13 protein-coding genes, 1 tRNA gene and 1 pseudogene are annotated in these 16,868 nt (G+C 59.5%); 5 read left to right on the forward strand and 10 right to left on the reverse strand.

Going from position 1 to position 16,868, the window contains the following annotated elements; translation table 11 throughout:
• Positions 1-14: 14 nt before the first annotated feature.
• Positions 15-1,052 (reverse strand): ABC transporter substrate-binding protein, encoded by a 1,038-nt coding sequence (locus AAGQ88_RS02090; RefSeq protein ID WP_342654326.1) that lies wholly within the window; start codon positions 1,050-1,052, stop codon positions 15-17.
• 423 nt (positions 1,053-1,475) lie between these two features.
• Between AAGQ88_RS02090 and AAGQ88_RS02095 the strand changes: the two genes are divergently transcribed.
• Both AAGQ88_RS02095 and ppk2 read left to right on the forward strand, forming a co-directional pair.
• A complete protein-coding gene (locus AAGQ88_RS02095; RefSeq protein ID WP_342654327.1) occupies positions 1,476-2,054 on the forward strand; it encodes a cupin domain-containing protein in 579 nt (192 codons plus the stop codon).
• A gap of 150 nt (positions 2,055-2,204) precedes the next feature.
• Entirely contained in the window at positions 2,205-3,116 is a 912-nt protein-coding gene (gene ppk2, locus AAGQ88_RS02100; protein ID WP_093468642.1) for a polyphosphate kinase 2, read from the forward strand.
• A gap of 18 nt (positions 3,117-3,134) precedes the next feature.
• Here the strand turns inward: ppk2 and AAGQ88_RS02105 are convergent, their stop codons facing one another.
• The 7 genes and pseudogenes from AAGQ88_RS02105 to rpsU all read right to left on the reverse strand — a co-directional run bounded on the left by AAGQ88_RS02105 (position 3,135) and on the right by rpsU (position 12,724).
• A complete protein-coding gene (locus tag AAGQ88_RS02105; protein ID WP_285426372.1) occupies positions 3,135-4,181 on the reverse strand; it encodes an FUSC family protein in 1,047 nt (348 codons plus the stop codon).
• Between the two features lie 34 nt (positions 4,182-4,215).
• The gene (locus AAGQ88_RS02110; protein ID WP_342654328.1) at positions 4,216-4,911 is read right to left on the reverse strand and encodes a YniB family protein; all 696 of its coding nucleotides are present in this window, start codon (positions 4,909-4,911) and stop codon (positions 4,216-4,218) included.
• Positions 4,900-4,976, reverse strand: a tRNA-Ile gene (locus tag AAGQ88_RS02115). Before AAGQ88_RS02115 ends, AAGQ88_RS02110 begins: the two co-directional genes overlap by 12 nt.
• A gap of 16 nt (positions 4,977-4,992) precedes the next feature.
• Positions 4,993-7,935 (reverse strand): annotated as a pseudogene (locus AAGQ88_RS02120) (EAL domain-containing protein); the annotation flags it as partial.
• Positions 7,936-8,373: 438 nt separating this feature from the next.
• Complete coding sequence (gene rpoD / locus AAGQ88_RS02125; protein WP_342654329.1) at positions 8,374-10,221, reverse strand: RNA polymerase sigma factor RpoD; 1,848 nt, start codon at positions 10,219-10,221, stop codon at positions 8,374-8,376.
• A 67-nt stretch (positions 10,222-10,288) separates the two neighbouring features.
• A complete protein-coding gene (gene dnaG, locus AAGQ88_RS02130) occupies positions 10,289-12,262 on the reverse strand; it encodes a DNA primase (protein ID WP_342654330.1) in 1,974 nt (657 codons plus the stop codon).
• Between the two features lie 246 nt (positions 12,263-12,508).
• Positions 12,509-12,724: a 30S ribosomal protein S21 gene (gene rpsU / locus AAGQ88_RS02135; protein WP_002551877.1), complete on the reverse strand. Its 216-nt coding sequence runs from the start codon at positions 12,722-12,724 to the stop codon at positions 12,509-12,511.
• A gap of 196 nt (positions 12,725-12,920) precedes the next feature.
• Here rpsU and tsaD point away from each other — a divergent pair, with 196 nt between their 5' ends.
• Positions 12,921-13,946, forward strand: a complete 1,026-nt coding sequence (tsaD, locus tag AAGQ88_RS02140; protein WP_342654331.1) for a tRNA (adenosine(37)-N6)-threonylcarbamoyltransferase complex transferase subunit TsaD — start codon at positions 12,921-12,923, stop codon at positions 13,944-13,946.
• A gap of 55 nt (positions 13,947-14,001) precedes the next feature.
• Here the strand turns inward: tsaD and plsY are convergent, their stop codons facing one another.
• A complete protein-coding gene (plsY, locus tag AAGQ88_RS02145) occupies positions 14,002-14,571 on the reverse strand; it encodes a glycerol-3-phosphate 1-O-acyltransferase PlsY (RefSeq protein WP_285426367.1) in 570 nt (189 codons plus the stop codon).
• A 74-nt stretch (positions 14,572-14,645) separates the two neighbouring features.
• On the opposite strand from plsY, the gene folB reads away from it, so the two are divergent.
• Positions 14,646-14,999 (forward strand): dihydroneopterin aldolase, encoded by a 354-nt coding sequence (gene folB, locus AAGQ88_RS02150; RefSeq protein WP_342654332.1) that lies wholly within the window; start codon positions 14,646-14,648, stop codon positions 14,997-14,999.
• A complete protein-coding gene (gene folK, locus AAGQ88_RS02155) occupies positions 14,990-15,523 on the forward strand; it encodes a 2-amino-4-hydroxy-6-hydroxymethyldihydropteridine diphosphokinase (protein WP_342654333.1) in 534 nt (177 codons plus the stop codon). Before folB ends, folK begins: the two co-directional genes overlap by 10 nt.
• Positions 15,524-15,613: 90 nt before the next feature.
• On the opposite strand, the gene AAGQ88_RS02160 is transcribed toward folK, so the two are convergent.
• Positions 15,614-16,843: a multifunctional CCA addition/repair protein gene (locus tag AAGQ88_RS02160; RefSeq protein WP_342654334.1), complete on the reverse strand. Its 1,230-nt coding sequence runs from the start codon at positions 16,841-16,843 to the stop codon at positions 15,614-15,616.
• Between the last annotated feature and the right edge of the window lie 25 nt (positions 16,844-16,868).

A 16,868-nucleotide genomic window follows, 5' to 3' on the forward strand; every position in this document is an offset into this window, starting at 1 on the left:
TTCAGGCGGCCATTTCAGCGGGCCAGCCAGGCGTTCAGGCGTTCTTCCAGCTCTTCGCCGTGATCGACCCAGAACTCGATATTCAGCGGCATTGCGACGGCCATGTTCTGCGGCGACGTTGGAATCCACGGCGCTTTAACCGGGTCTAGCTTGTCGCTGAGCGCCTTGTTCGTCACGCCATACGCGATGGCCTGGGAGAACGCCTGCTGCGGCGCTTGCCCGTTGGCGTAAGTGATAAATGCGTTGGCCGCGGCCTTGTTTTTCGAGCCTTTGACGATGGTCCAGTAATCCATGCTGTACAGCGAGCCTTTCCAGATAGGCGCGACTTTCAGGCCCTCGCTCGCGGCAACGGCGCCGCGACCGCTGAAGGTCGTCGTCATGACTACGTCGCCCGAGGCAAGCCACTGCATCGGCTGCGATCCGGCTTCCCACCACTGAATGTACGGCTTGAGTTTGTCCAGCTTGGCGAACGCACGATCGACACCTGCCGGCGTGTTCAGCACTTTATAAATGTCCGCAGCCGGAACGCCGTCCGCCAGCAGGGCGTATTCGAGGGTGTACATCGCGCCTTTGCGCAGGCCGCGTTTGCCGGGGTATTTGTCGGTATCCCAGAAATCCGCCCAACTGCCCGGTACGGTTTTGACCTTGTCGGTGGCATAGACCAGCGGCATGCCCCACACCAGCGCAGCCGAACCGCACTCCTGTTGCGAGCCTTCGATCAGTTGCTGGCCGGCCGCAAGCGCGGGCCATTCGAGTTTTTCGAAAAGGCCTTCCGCGCAACCGCGCTCAAGATCCGGGGCCTCGACCTGCACGACGTCCCAGTCGGCATGACCGGTTTCGGCCATTACTTTGATCTTGGCCATTTCCCCGTTGTATTCGGTCTGCACCACGCCGACGCCAGCCTTTTTGGAGAAAGGCTCGAAGATCGTCGAATTCTGGATTTTCTGCGCCGCACCGCCGAAGCCGACGATGACCAGGTTCTGCGCCGCCATGGCTGACAGAGGTGTGAGCATCAACAACGCGCATGCAATCTTCAGGTTCTTACTGTTCATCAACATTTTCCTTTGGCCGTCGGGCTCTTTTTCGAGAGCCAAGGTGGCACGCAGGCACGCCCTTGGCTGCACAGGGGTAAACGGATAGAAACAGGCAATGGGTTGAAATACGGGGAAGCTGGAGCTGGTTGCCATGACGCGTTCTTCGGCGTGCGATGGCGGTGTTCTTTATTGTTGTCGCCTCGGCATGACGTGCGGGCTTGCCCAGAGACTAATCCAGCGCTGGTGAAAAAAGAAGACAGGAATGACTATTTTGTGAAAAAAGTGGACGAAATTTCACTGCTGGTTAAAAACACGTGCCATGCGTTGATTCTTTTTCCAGCCAGCCGCTTACACTTCACGCTGTCACGTGCATCCAGCAGACCGTTACCGAGGTAGATGATGAGTAAAGGAGTCACCCGCGACAGCGCCAGGAAGGCGAGCATGCCCGCGGAAGATGCACCTGCTGGCGAGAGTTTTCTGGGCGAGCGAATTCGCGGGTTGCGCAAGCGTCAGGGCCTGACCCTCGCAGAGCTGGCGCAGCGCAGCCAGTTGTCGGTGGGTTATATCAGCCAGCTCGAGCGGGACCTGTCCCGCCCCTCGGTGGATACGCTGCTGAAAATCGGCCGTTGTCTGGGCGTCAACATACAGTGGTTTTTTTCGACCAAATCCGACGTCAGCGAGGCCGATGCCGGTTATGTCGTGCGCAGGGAAAGCCGGCAGAACATCCACTACGATGACGGCATCCATGATCAATTGCTCACGCCCAGTCCGAGCGGTCAGATCGAGATGGTTCACTCGCGCTTCCCGCCCGGTGCCTACAATCGCACCAGTTACACCCATGAAGGTGAGGAAGTCGGCTATGTCCTGACGGGGACCTTCGAGCTGTGGGTGGGCGAGCGGCATTTCCTGCTCGGTGAGGGCGACAGCTTTCGCTTTGCCAGTCACGAGCCGCATCGCTATGGAAATCCAGGCGAGACCGATGCAGTGGTGCTTTGGGTCATTACGCCGCCGACTTACTGAGGCACGCGCATTAACATGGCGTCCATCGTGTGAGTGCGTAGCTCAAGCTCGTAGGACTTTTCCCTGCTGTCATCGCCCTGTCATTCAGCTGTCACCCCCGGCATGTCTAAATCGGCCCCTGACCCTCTGAATCCACGCCGGGAGCCCGCCATGACTCTGGATTTATCCGAAACCGCCCGCTACATCCACGCCGACATTCTCGACAGTTTCGACGAAGAGCTGGAGATGGAATACGACGACGCTCGTCTGGACGGCCTGCTTTCCGATCTGGGGGAAGAGGTGCCGAAGGGCATCGATCGGCGGGTGTATTTTCGCGAATTGCTGCGGCTGCAGGGCGAACTGGTCAAGCTGCAGGACTGGGTCGTCAGCCAGAAGCTCAAGGTGGTGGTGCTGTTCGAGGGGCGCGATGCGGCCGGAAAGGGTGGTGCCATCAAGCGCATCACGCAACGCCTCAATCCACGCGTCTGCCGTGTCGCTGCGTTGACTGCGCCAAGCGAGCGCGAACGCACGCAATGGTACTTTCAGCGCTATGTGTCGCATCTGCCGGCGGCGGGTGAAATGGTCCTGTTCGATCGCAGCTGGTACAACCGCGCCGGTGTCGAGCGGGTCATGGGTTTTTGCAACAACGAGGAATACGAAGAGTTCTTCCGCACCGTTCCCGAGTTCGAAAAGATGCTGGTGCGCTCGGGCATCATCCTCATCAAGTACTGGTTTTCCATTACGGACGACGAACAATATCGTCGCTTTCTGATGCGCATCCACGACCCGCTGAAACAGTGGAAGCTCTCGCCGATGGACCTGGAGTCACGCCGTCGCTGGGAGGATTACACACGCGCCAAGGAAGAGATGCTCACCCGTTCGCACACCGACGTCGCGCCTTGGTGGATCGTGGAAGCCGATGACAAGAAGCGCGCGCGACTGAACTGCATTCATCACTTGCTGCAACAGATCCCGCGCGGCGATGTGGAGTCGCCGCAAGTGGTCCTGCCGGAGCGTGAATACAACGCCAACTATTTACGCGCACCTGTGCCGCGTGAAATGGTCGTGCCCTCGGTTTATTGAAGCAGCGGCAGGCGAAGGTCAGATCTTCCAGGCCTTCGCGGTTTTCGCCAGCCGTTGCTGCAGGGCTTCGAGGTTGAGCGTGAACTGCCGTGTCATCAATTGATAACCCAGCACATCGGGGGATGCGGTCGGGATGTCAGGACCGACGGCCAGGGTTTCGGTTGGCCGCTCCAGGCGCTCGGTCGCGCCGGTCTGCAGCGCGCGAGCCATACCGATCAACAGACGCCTGATCCTGCGGTGTTCAGCGGACAGGCCTGCACTGCCAATATCGGCCGGACGAAGGTTCGAGAGAATCTCCAGTGTGCTCAGGCACATGCGGAAATGCCCCTGAATGGCGTCCAGCTCCACCATCGATATCTTCACTTCCTTGGAAACCGACGGCATGAGCGAACGCAGTTGCAGCATCGTTGCGTTCAGGCGCGCCGTCAGTTTCACGTGATCGTCGGCCGCAATCGACTGCCCGCTGGCGATCCGGTCGTAGGCCTTGGCGCAGCCGCGCAGTCCGCTCGCCAGGTTGTATCGCCAGGAGTACACCGCGTACAACGGCAGCGCGAAGGAGAAGGCCAGCGCGAGCGCGATGCCGATCAGGATGTCCACCGTGCGCCACAGCCCGTCGGTGATCGGGTTGTCGCCGTGGCCTGCAACGATGAACAGCGTGATCGCCGACAGCAGCGCCGTATACCCACCTTTGCCGATGGCGTGATAGGCGAAGAACCCGCAAATCAGCGACATCAGCACATAGGTGAGCAGCGGCATGCCCAGATAACTTTCCTGCGCCACCACCGCCAGCCCGAGCGCTGCGCCGATCAGCGTGCCGTAAGCCCGCTCGACCGATTTCTTGCCGATATTGCCGTGGTGCTGCAGGCCACCGATCACGATCAACATCGTCACCGAGGCCCACTCGCCGTGAGGCAGGTGAATCCCGGTTGTCAGCAAGATCGACACCAGCAGACCCACCACGATACGGCCCGCGTGAATGTATCGCGCGTGCCGGTAACGGCGGTACGGGTCCAGCAGTGGGCGCAGGAGGCGGCGTAGCCAGGCGGGAAGGGAAGGTGTATTCATGGGGTTACAGACCATCCGCCTCGCGAATATATCCTCAGGTCAGCCCGGAAACTTTGGTCAGATAGGCCGCCAGGTAGGTCGTCGCCAATCCCATCAGGAGCATGCCGGCGGGACGCTCCCACCAGTTCTTCACTTCGCCGGGCGGCATTTGCAGCGTCAGCACTGTAACACTGGCCGGCTCATTGATGACTGTGGTGGCCTGATCCTGCGGGAGCATGGAGCGCAACCACAGCTCGTCCCGGGCTTTTTTTCGGATGGCCGCAATGTCTGCCGACAGCTGTTTCCCACACCTGCGGATGTAGCTGCCAGTCGCCACGATCACCATGATTCCGAAGAACATGAGCGTTTCCACGCTGAACGGCTGATAGACATTCACGCGGGGCGTCGCGTCCCAGAGCAGCTGCAGAAAACGCGTGTTTTCGTAGGCGATCAGGCAAATATCCTGAAGCGCGTAGCCGAGTTTGGAGAGGAAGCTGGCCTTGAGTTGTTCACCAAAATCGTAGATGAACAGCACCAGGAACATCGCCAGTTGAATCACACCCACCAGCATCACCGCCAGCCCCGACCACTTCATGCGTGATGCTTTCTTTATCGCTTCTAAAACCGTCATGTCGTCCCTCTTCCTTTTGAAAATTCGGTATTTCCGCATCCTGCGAGTGATCAGGGTCGATGGCTTCCTCGGCAATAAAAAAGCCGCGCAAAGCGCGGCTTTTGAAGGTGGTGGGCCCACACGGACTCGAACCGTGGACCAAAGGATTATGAGTCCTCTGCTCTAACCAACTGAGCTATAGGCCCTCAGTCAGGCGGCGGATTATAACGACGGTTTCCGTGCTGTGCTATCCGAAAAGTCCGAAACTGTCATACGAAGAAACGTCGCGCAAAATTCCTCGGGGCGCAGTGGCAGGCTGACGATGTAGCCCTGAATCTGTTCACAGCCTTCGTCGGCGAGGAATTGCTGCTGTTCGAGGTTCTCCACGCCCTCGGCGATGACCGTCAGCTGCATGCTGCGGCCCAGCGCGATGATGGCCCGCACGATGGCGGCATCGTGTTGATCGTCAGGTAGCCCGCGAACGAACGACTGGTCGATTTTAAGGATGTCCAGCGGCAGACGTTTGAGGTAACTGAGCGACGAGTAGCCTGTCCCGAAGTCATCGATCGCCAGCTGAACGCCGAGTTTTTTCAGGCGATGCAGCACCGACAGCGCCTCCTCGGTCTGGGTCATGATGAAGTTTTCGGTGATCTCCAATTGCAGGCAGCCTGGCTGCAGGCTGTATTCGGTCAGCAACTGCTCGATGCGGTTGACCAGATTAGGCTGACGCAACTGAGCGCCGGCGAGGTTCACCGACAGCGGACCGAACACGTCGTACAGCTGATTCCACTGATGCATCTGCTGACAGGCTTTCTCCAGCACCCACTCGCCGATCTGCAGGATCATGCCGTTTTCCTCTGCCAGAGGAATGAATCGCTCCGGTGGGACTTCTCCGAATGTCGGGTGGCTCCAGCGGATCAACGCTTCTGCGCCGACCAGCCGCTGCGTAAGAAGGCTGATCTTCGGCTGGTAGGACAAGGTCAGCTCGTCGCGTTCGATGGCGCGGCGCAGCTCGTGCTCCAGCGCGATGCGCTCACTGGCCTGTGCCGTCAGGTCGCGCGTATAGCTCTCGACACGGTTTCGCCCTTTGGCTTTCGAGCGGTACATCGCCGCGTCAGCATTTTTGATCAGCGTGGGGACGTCGGCGCCGTCGCTCGGGAACATTGCCGTGCCGATACTGGTGCTGATGAAAAACTCATGTTCGCCCGCCTGGAAAGGCGCGGAGAAGCTGTTCAGCAGTTTCGTCGCGATGGCCTCGGCGTCGCTGGCGGCTTGCAGGCCTGGCAGCAGGATGATGAATTCGTCGCCACCCAGACGCGCCACGGTGTCGATGTCGCGCAGGTTTTCCTTCAGGCGTTGCGCAATCCCTTTGAGGAGCAAGTCGCCGACCGGGTGTCCGAGGCTGTCGTTGATGTGCTTGAACCGGTCAAGGTCGAGAAACAATACGGCGCCAAGGCTGCTGGCTTCCTTGCAGTGAGTGAGCGCCGCGTGCAGGCGGCTTTCGAACAGCGTACGGTTGGGCAGGCCGGTCAACGGGTCGTGATGCGCCTGATAGTCCAGGCGCGCCTGAGCTTGTTTGAGGCTGGAGATATCGGCGAACACCGCGACGAAGTGCGTGATGAATTTGTCGCGATTGCGCACGGCGCTGATGGTCAGCCAGCTCGGATAGATTTCACCGTTCTTGCGGCGGTTGCTGATCTCGCCCTGCCAATGGCCTTCGGCCGTAAGCTGATACCACATGGCCGCGTAGAACGCGCTGTCATGCAGGCCGGAAGCCAGCAAGCGCGGCGTTTCGCCAATGGCTTCACCCTCGCTGTAACCTGTGATTTCGCTGAAAGCCCGGTTCACTGCGTTGATGCGCTGGCGCGTATCAGTGATCAGAACGCCTTCGGCCGTGCTTTCGAACACAGTGGCCGCCAGTTGCAGTTTTTCCTGCATCTGATGGCGCTCGGTGATGTCCCGCGCGATGGTCAGCATGCAGTCTTCGCCACCAATGGGCAGCGGCCGTGAGGATATTTCGCACAGCCGAATCTGACCGTCCCTGCGCCGGATGTGGCTGGTGAAATCCTTCACGAAGCCATCGCGATTGATCTGTTCCAGCAATTGCTGGCGCTCGTTGAGATCGACCCAGATGCCGAGGTCGAGCGTGGTGCGGTCGAGCGAGAGGGAGCTGTGATACCCGGTGATGCGACTGAAGCCGTCGTTGATTTCCACGAGCAGGCCATCACTCTGTCGGGAGATCAGCAGGCCATCCGGCGAGGAATGGAAGGCCTTGGCAAATTTCTCCTCGGACATCTGCAGCTGTTGCTGCGCCTCCTTGAGCGGCGTGATGTCACGCACCACGAGGACGACGGCAGGCGTGGAATCCAGATCGAACGGTTCGGCGGACAACAGCCCCGTGAAGGTTCGGCCATCGTGACGACGAAAGGGCATCTCCAGGTTGCGAATGCTGCCTTTCTGCAAGCGCTGCAACAGGCTCGGACCGATGTCGGGAATGCCCCAGATATCCAGCTCTGACGGCGTGCGCCCGACGACCTGATCGGGCGACAGCCCCATTTGCTCGACGAATGCCCGGTTGGCTTCAAGGAAGCAACCGTCGGACAGGCGTGCAATGACCAGAATGTCCGGGCACTGCGCGAACACCGATGCGAATTTTCCTTCAGACAGGCGTAACGCTTCTTCGGTCTGTTTGGCTTCGCTGATGTCGATCATCAACCCGCGCATCACCGGCTCGCGGCCGTAAGCGATCATGCTGACGATGTCACGAACCCAGACCACACGGCCCTCGGCGCTCATGACGCGGTAATCGATGCTGTGATCATTCCCTTGAGTGATCGCGCACTCGCAGTAGGCCTGTGCGTAGTCGATGTCATCAGGATGCACGATGCTGCGCCAGAAACCGGGCTTGAGCCACTGATGCAGTGGGTAGCCCAGCAAATTCTCGGCGTGTGGCGAAACGTAGTTGTAGGAATAGTCGTGGGTGTTGGCCTCCCACGCGATGGCTGAAAGACTTTCGATCATGCCGCGGTAGTGATACTCGCTGCTGCGGAGCTCTTGCTCGAGCGCAATGCGTCTGGAAATTTCCGAACTGAGGCGCCGGTTGATGCGCACGACCACGGCCAGCACCGTCGATAACAGCAGTAACCCCGGTAGACCGAACAGGAGGAATTCACGCCAAAGCTCGGCGGGTTCCGAAGGGGAGGGTGGCGTCAATGCAGTTGCGTCTGTCTGCTGCAAGCCCGTGGCGTCCAGGCGCGCACTTTCTTCCACCGCAAAGAGATGGCCAATTGCAGGCTCCCGCAGTGCTCCATCCCTCAAGACATGTTCAAAAGCTGGCGACGTGACTTCTACCGCCCTTCCTGGCGCTTCCCGTGTGTCTTGCCAGGCACCCTGCTCTGCGGAAAGAGCTTGGGCATCAGCTGACGTGGTCCCCACCAAACACACGAAAACAATGGCCGGCATCCAAAACATGGCAGCCTCAGTAATCCCGTTGAGAATGGGACGAGTGTAGCTGCGCCGAACGAAGGTGGCACACTGCCGGAATGTTATTCCTTAAAACGCAAAACCCCCGGCATTGCCGGGGGTTTTGTTATGACGCGAGGCTTACTCGTCCAGGAACGAACGCAGGTGTTCGCTTCGGGTCGGGTGACGCAGCTTGCGCAGCGCTTTTGCTTCGATTTGACGAATACGCTCACGGGTTACATCGAACTGCTTACCGACTTCCTCAAGGGTGTGGTCAGTATTCATGTCGATGCCGAAACGCATGCGCAGGACCTTCGCTTCGCGGGCGGTAAGGCCCGACAATACTTCGCGAGTGGCTTCCTTGAGGCTCTCAACCGTGGCGACATCGATAGGCGACTGCATGGTCGAGTCTTCGATGAAGTCACCCAGATGCGAGTCTTCGTCGTCGCCGATCGGGGTTTCCATGGAGATCGGCTCTTTCGCGATCTTCAATACCTTGCGGATCTTGTCCTCAGGCATTTCCATGCGTTCGCCCAGCTCTTCCGGCGTCGGTTCACGACCCATTTCCTGCAACATCTGGCGGGAAATGCGGTTGAGCTTGTTGATCGTCTCGATCATGTGCACCGGAATACGGATGGTACGGGCCTGGTCGGCGATCGAGCGAGTGATCGCCTGACGGATCCACCAGGTGGCATAAGTCGAGAACTTGTAACCACGACGGTATTCGAACTTGTCTACCGCCTTCATCAGGCCGATGTTGCCTTCCTGGATCAGATCGAGGAACTGCAGACCGCGGTTGGTGTACTTTTTGGCGATCGAGATCACCAGACGCAGGTTCGCCTCAACCATCTCTTTCTTCGCACGACGGGCCTTGGCCTCGCCGATCGACATGCGACGGTTGATGTCCTTGATTTCGAGGACGGTCAGGCCGGTTTCTTCTTCCAGCGCGGTCAGCTTCTGCTGGCAACGCTGAATGTCGGCCTGCAGGCGACCGATGGCTTCGGCATATTTGCTCTTGCCCTTGGCCAGTGCGTCGGTCCAGCTCTGGTCGACTTCATTGCCCGGGAACTGGCGAAGGAAGTCGGCGCGCGGCATGCGTGCATCACGCACACACAGCTGCATGATGGCGCGTTCCTGTGCACGCAGACGCTCCAGGGCGCTGCGGACACGCTCCACCAGACCTTCAAACTGTTTAGGAACCAGTTTGATCGGCATGAACAGGTCGGCAAGCGCCAACAGCTCTTCATTGGCCTGCTTGCTGCCACGGCCATGCTTTTTCAGAGCCTTGAGCGTGATCGTCATCTGATCGGAGACAGCACCGAAGCGCTGCGCTGCAACGACTGGATCAGGACCGCTTTCGGCCTCTTCCTCGTCGTCACCATCAGATTCTTCTTCATCGTCGTCCGCGACGTCGGCGGCCTTGTCGGCTTTCTGATCGAGCGGCGGCGGCACTTCGGCAGGCGGCGCAATGCCGTCGTCCGGGTCGATGTAACCGCTCAGGACGTCAGACAGGCGGCCACCTTCGGTGGTGACGCGAGTGTATTCAGAGAGAATGTGCTCGACCGTGCCAGGGAAGTGCGCGATCGCGCCCATCACTTCACGGATGCCTTCCTCGATACGCTTGGCGATTTCGATTTCGCCTTCACGCGTCAGAAGCTCGACCGTACCCATTTCACGCATGTACATGCGCACCGGGTCGGTTGTGCGACCGATGTCGGTTTCGACTGCCGCCAACGCTGCGGCTGCTTCTTCAGCAGCCGCTTCGTCGGTGTCGGCTTCGGCCAACAGAAGGGCGTCCGCATCCGGAGCACTCTCGAATACGTTGATCCCCATGTCGTTAATCATGCGGATGATGTCTTCCACCTGTTCCGGATCTGAAATATCCTCCGGCAGGTGGTCGTTGACCTCCGCGTAAGTCAGGTAACCCTGCTCACGACCGCGGCTGATCAACTCTTTGAGGCGAGACTGCTGTTGCGCTTTTCCGGACATAACACCCTATCCACTGAAGGTCTTGGCGGGCAAAAAACAAGCCGAGGATTATACCCGAGCTAGGACCTCACGCGCCAGTTGAGGTCGGGGTTTGTGCAGGAACATTGCGATTTAACAGGTTGAGCAGCTGAACTTTTTCTTCAGCACTGAGCCCTGACTGCCGTTCCTTTCTGATCAATTGGTCCAGGTGTCGCTCGCGTTGGCGTGCGGACAAACTAGTTATAGTGTCGAAAAACTGTTGTTCAAGGTTATCGGCCGAGATCAACCATTCCTTTTCCGCCAGTTGTCGTAATAATCGCCCTTGATCGGTGCCATGCCAGCGCGCGATCAATTGCATGGACCGCAGCTTCGGATTTTTCTGTGTCGCATCGATCAGAGCGACCAGAAGCTGCGAGTACACATTCTCTTCGTCGGCAAAATTACTCGCGTTCGCCACCTGGGCCGACAGTTCCGGGTGATGAAGCAGTGTCCGGAGCGCCGTCAGCGTCGGCGGCTCAACGGTTGCGGGCGTGCGCGGGGTGCGGGGCTCGAAATCGGGACGCTTGCCGTTCTTGTCCCACTTCTTGCCTTTGTCCCACGGCTTCTTGTCCCATTTTTTCTGCTGGCCGCCCGGTGCTTTGGGCGTCCATTCCTGCTGTTGTGGCTCGTACGCATCGTGCGGCTGGTAATCGCTGTAATCGGGAACCGAGTCGTAATCGAAACCCGGGTCGTACGCCGGCGGCGCTTCCGCCGGTGCGTTCTGCACCAACTGATTAACGGCCGCAGTGTCCAGGCCTGTAATTTCTTTCAGGCGACGGCGCATCAGTTCGCGCAGATTGGCGCCCGGCACTTTTTCGATCAGCGGCGCGGCCAGTGTCACCATGTGCGCCTTGCCTTCCAGGGAGCGCGGGTCGGCTTCCTTGGTCAGTTGCTCGAAAAAGTAATCGGCCAGTGGTTGCGCGTGCTGGTTGATCCTGGCCTTGAACGCATCGGTGCCTTCTGACCGCACCAGTGTGTCCGGGTCTTCGCCTTCCGGCAGAAACAGAAATCGGGCCCGGCGTCCGTCTTGCAGGCTGGACAACGTTGCTTCCAGCGCGCGCCATGCAGCATTGCGGCCGGCCTGGTCGCCGTCGAAGCAGAACAGCACACTCGGCACGACACGAAACAGGCGCTTCAAATGTTCTTCACTGGTCGCCGTACCCAGCGTTGCCACGGCATTGCGCAGGCCTTGTTGGGCCAGGGCAATGACGTCCATGTAGCCTTCGACGACGATGATCTCGTCCAGATTCCGATTATGTTTGCGGGCTTCGAACAGGCCGTACAGTTCCTGTCCCTTATGAAACACCGGTGTTTCGGGAGAGTTCAGGTATTTTGGCTTGTCGTCGCCGAGCACGCGTCCGCCAAAGGCAATGACGCGACCACGGCTATCGCGAATAGGGAACATCACCCGATCGCGGAAGCGGTCATACCGTTTGCCGGTTTCGGCGTTTTCGATCAGCAGTCCGGCATCGATCATCGCCTTCTGCTGAAGGGTGTCGCTGCTCAGGTGCTTGTAGAGGTTGTCCCAGCCCGGCGGTGCGAAACCCAGGCCGAAATCGCGGGCAATCTCGCCTGACAGGCCGCGGCCTTTCAGGTAGTCCACCGCTGACTTGCGCGTCGGGTGGCTTTTCAGTGCAGCCCGGTAAAACTCGGCTGCGGCTGTGAGTAATGGGTACAGCGGCGAATCGGTAGGTTGTCTGGGCTTTTGCCCTTTGACGCCCTGTTCGCGAGGCACTTCCATGCCTGCGGCTTTCGCCAGATCCTCGACCGCCTGAGGGAAATCCAGGTTGTCGTGGTCCATGATGAAGCCGAGGGCATTGCCGCCCGCGCCGCAGCCAAAGCAGTAGTAGAACTGTTTGTCAGGGCTGACACTGAACGAGGGTGTCTTTTCCTTGTGGAAAGGACAGCAGGCACTGAAATTCTTGCCGGTCTTCTTTAATTGAACGCGCGAGCTGACAACATCGACAATGTCGGTGCGGTTCAGGAGGTCGTCAATAAAACCTTGGGGAATCAGTCCGGCCATGGCGTTCTCATCATCAGGCGCCCCGCCAGAAAGATCGTGGCGAATCCAAAGCGTAACGACGGTTGCGTGGTCAGTGTAGACGGGTCAACGCGGCCTGGTTCAGGCTGGAAGAGTTCGACGGGGTTTGTCTGGGTCGCATCTGCGGCTTCGACAGCCTCTGTCTGTACAGCGTGAGGCTAAAACTGCAACTGCCGGCAGCCCGGCTTTGGGGCCGGGCGAGGCAGAAGCTTGCGACGGACGTCTGTATTAATACAGACGAACGGCGCGGCGCTGTTCGCGCTGAACTTTCTTGGCGTGACGCTTAACAGCAGCAGCTGCTTTACGCTTACGCTCGGAAGTCGGCTTCTCGTAAAATTCGCGGCTACGAACTTCAGCCAGAACACCGGCTTTTTCGCAGGAGCGCTTGAAACGACGCAGAGCTACGTCGAAGGGTTCGTTCTCTTTAACTTTGACGGCTGGCATCCAGAGCTACCTTCATTCATTACCGGGGTCAACGCCTCGTGCAACGCTTGCACTAAGTACGTCGGTTTTTAAGGGTTGCGGATGTTAACCCCTCGCCGCGCGGAATGCAAAGCCTCTGATCGAAAACCACTGGTCGCAGGCATGAGCGGCGACTATTATGCGCGCCTTCGAATTTGGCCTCTACAAGGCGTACCCCATGTTAGTACTGGGATTGGAAACCTCCTGCGATGAAACCGGCGTGGCGCTGTACGACAGCGAGCGCGGGCTTCTCGCCGATGCACTGTTCAGTCAGATCGACCTGCACCGCGTCTATGGTGGCGTGGTGCCGGAGCTTGCTTCTCGCGATCACGTCAAACGCATGCTGCCCTTGATTCGTCAGGTGCTGGCGGAGGCCGACTGCGCCGTGACCGAGATCGATGCCATTGCCTACACGGCAGGCCCGGGGCTCGTCGGCGCGCTGCTGGTCGGGGCTTCCTGTGCCCAGGCGCTGGCGTTTGCCTGGGACATTCCGGCGCTGGGCGTGCACCACATGGAAGGCCATCTGCTGGCGCCGATGCTGGAAGAACAACCGCCCGAGTTTCCGTTCGTCGCTTTGTTGGTTTCCGGCGGGCATACGCAGCTGGTGCGTGTCGACGGGATCGGTCTTTACGAGCTGCTCGGCGAAACCCTGGACGATGCTGCCGGCGAGGCGTTCGACAAGACCGCCAAAATGATGGGGCTCAATTATCCCGGCGGGCCTGAAATCTCCCGGCTGGCTCAAAGCGGCGTCGAAGGTCGCTTCGTTTTTCCACGCCCGATGACCGATCGTCCGGGCCTGGATTTCAGCTTCAGCGGCCTGAAAACCTTCGCGCTCAATACCTGGCAGCAGTGCCAGAGCGCTGGAGACGACGGCGAACAAACCCGTTGCGACATCTCGCTGGCCTTCCAGCAGGCGGTGGTGGAGACTTTGACGATCAAGTGCAAACGCGCGTTGAAACAGACCGGCCTCAAGCGTCTGGTGATCGCCGGTGGCGTGAGTGCCAACAAGGCGCTGCGGCATTCGCTGGAGCAGATGTTGAGCGGTTTGGGCGGCAACGTTTACTACGCACGGCCTGAGTTCTGTACCGATAATGGCGCGATGATCGCGTTCGCAGGTTGCCAGCGTTTGCAGGCCGGGCAGAAGGAAGGCCTGGCGATCAGCGTGCAGGCGCGGTGGCCGATGGAGCAATTGCCGGGGCTGTAATACGGCAATCCTGGTCGACAAAGAGGCTCGCATGAGCCTCTTTTATGTTGGGGATTCAGAAATGCCGTTCGCGCCCGGCAAACAGGTCGCGTAAATTGCCCCGGTGGCGCCAGACGATCAACAGCGTCAGAACGCTCATCGGCACCAGCGCGTGCGGTTCCTGCCAGGCCAGAAGCGGCAAGGTCAGTGGCGTTGCGATGAGCGATGCGAGGGAGCTGGTGCGGGTCAGGTAGAACGTCAGCAGCCACGCGGCGATTGCCAGCAACGCAGCGGGTGGATACAGGCCGAGCAACATCCCGGCGGCAGTGGCAACGCCCTTGCCTCCCCGGAAGCGGAAATAGAGCGGGAACAGGTGGCCCAGCACCGCGCACACGCCGACCCAGGCCTGCAGGCGAGGGTCGAGCCCTGCCCAATTGGCGATCAGCACCGGAATCAGTCCTTTGCAGACGTCGCCGATCAGGGTCAGGATAGCGAGCTTCTTGCCTGCCAGGCGCAGCATGTTGGTCGCGCCGGCGTTGCCCGAGCCGCTGGCACGCGGGTCCGGCTTGCCGGTCATGCGGCTAAGCAGGATGGCAAAGGACAGTGAGCCGAGCAGGTAGGCGAGGATCGCCAATGACCAAAACATGCTAACCATTCCGGGCGGGGATGCCTTGATTCTAACGGCGCATCGCGCCCTTGTCGTGCAACGGAGAGAGAGGCTTGGACAGAGTTTTCATTGAGGGTCTGGAGGTCGATACGGTGATCGGCGCCTACGATTGGGAACGTGGCATTCGCCAGGTCCTGCGTCTGGACCTGAGTTTTGCCTGGGACATTCGGCCTGCTGCGGCGGACGATGACCTGAGCAAAGCGCTCGACTACGCCAGCGTGTCCGCACGCATCCAGGCCTTCGCCGAAGCATCCAGCTTTGAGCTGGTCGAAACGTTTGCCGAACGCCTGGCCGAGGTGTTGATGGGCGAGTTCAATATTCCCTGGTTGCACCTCAAACTGACCAAGCCGGGAGCCGTGCCAGCGGCCAAAGGCGTGGGTGTGGAGATCGAGCGCGGATGTCGCTGACACGGATTTTCCTGGGCCTGGGCAGCAATATCGACCGCGAGAAACATCTGTGCGCAGGGCTTGATGCGCTTGCGGGATTTCTGACCGATATGACCTGCTCGCCAGTGTTCGAAAGCCATCCGGTCGGCATCAAGAGCGGCCCTTTTTTCAATCTTGTGGTGTCGGCGCTGACCGATCTGCCCTTGATCGAGCTGGATCGTCGGCTGAAATTCATCGAAGCCGATAACGGCCGTTATGCCCCGGATCGTAAAGGACTGCCGCTGGACATCGATGTGCTGCTCTATGACGAACACGTTGGCAATTTCGATGGCCTGGTCTTGCCCCGTGCCGAAATTCTGAAGAATGCGTTCGTGCTATGGCCTCTTTCGCTGATCGCCCCTGAACGTCTGCACCCCGGGGTTGGAATCGCGTTTTCTCAACTCTGGCAGGACGCGCAGATTGATCAGAAGCTCTGGCCGGTGGGCTTTGAGTGGCGGGGTCAGCAGCTGACGCCGGATTCCCTTTTGCGGACTGGCGACCTGTAGAAGCAAGCGTGCTCGCGATTGCGGTTTGACTGATACACCGCATCGCGACCCTCGCAAACTCGGATGGCTCCTACAGGAATAGCATTCGCTTCAAGCCTGATACGACGCCTTGTACACCTTCAGCGTATCCAGCCGCTCGCGCTTGAGCGCCTCGCCCAGTTCCTGCCCTTGGTATCCCTTGTCCAACAACGGCTGGACCGCCACCTGCCGTGCGGCTTCGGCAGCGCCGCGCAAATATTCGGCCTGTGGATAACTGCGATCCTCGAACCCTTTGCGACCGCGTGCGTCCATCTCGCAGGCCACGACAAACTCTTCAAAGCGCTGAGGCCGGCGATACACGTCGAAGCTCTGCAACAGATCCAGCAAGGTCGAGGGTTTGAGCTCCATCGCGCGGTGTCCGTGGGTGTGATATTGGCCGACCAGCAAAGCCAGTTCCTGACACTCCTTCGGCACTTTGAAGCGCAGATTCACGGCCTTGATCGACTTCAAGCCTTTCTGTTCATGGGCGATGTGCCGAGGCCATTCTTCCTCCGGCGTCAGGGCTTTGCCCAAGTCATGGAGCAGGCAAGCCCAGCGCACACTGAGCGGCTGGTGATGCAGCGATGCCTGATGCAGCACGCTGAGCACATGCAACCCTGTGTCGACTTCGGGGTGATGAGCTTCCGGCTGAGGCACGCCAAACAGCGCATCGACCTCTGGCATCAGCACTTTCAATGCGCCGCATTCACGCAGCACCTCGATGAACACCTGCGGCTCACGCTCCATCAGCGCCCGGGAAATTTCCTTCCAGCTGCGCTCGGGTGTCAGGGCCTCAAGCTCTCCGGATGCGCCGAGCTGGCGCATCAGTTCAAGGGTTTCCGGCGCTATGGTGAAGCCATCGGGAGCATAGCGGGCAGCAAAACGCGCCACACGAAGCACTCGGAGGGGATCTTCGGCGAACGCCGGCGATACGTGGCGCAACATCCGCGCTTCAAGGTCCCGCTGGCCGTGATAAGGGTCGGTGAGATGACCCTCTTTGTCTTCGGCGATAGCGTTGATGGTGAGGTCGCGGCGGATGAGGTCTTCTTCGAGTGTGACCTCGGGATCGGCATGAAACACAAAGCCGCCATAGCCGCGCGCGGTCTTGCGCTCGGTGCGGGCCAGTGCGTATTCCTCGCCGGTCAGCGGGTGCAAAAATACTGGAAAGTCTGTACCGATCGGGCGATAGCCCTTGATCAGCATCTCATCTGCGGTCGCGCCCACCACTACCCAATCGGTGTCGGCAACCGGTTTACCAAGCAGGCGATCACGAACCGCGCCGCCGACTTTATAGATCTGCATAAAAAACCTCCGTAAGCGCGACAGG

This window comes from Pseudomonas sp. F3-2, from assembly GCF_038804275.1.
Taxonomy (GTDB): Bacteria; Pseudomonadota; Gammaproteobacteria; order Pseudomonadales; family Pseudomonadaceae; genus Aquipseudomonas.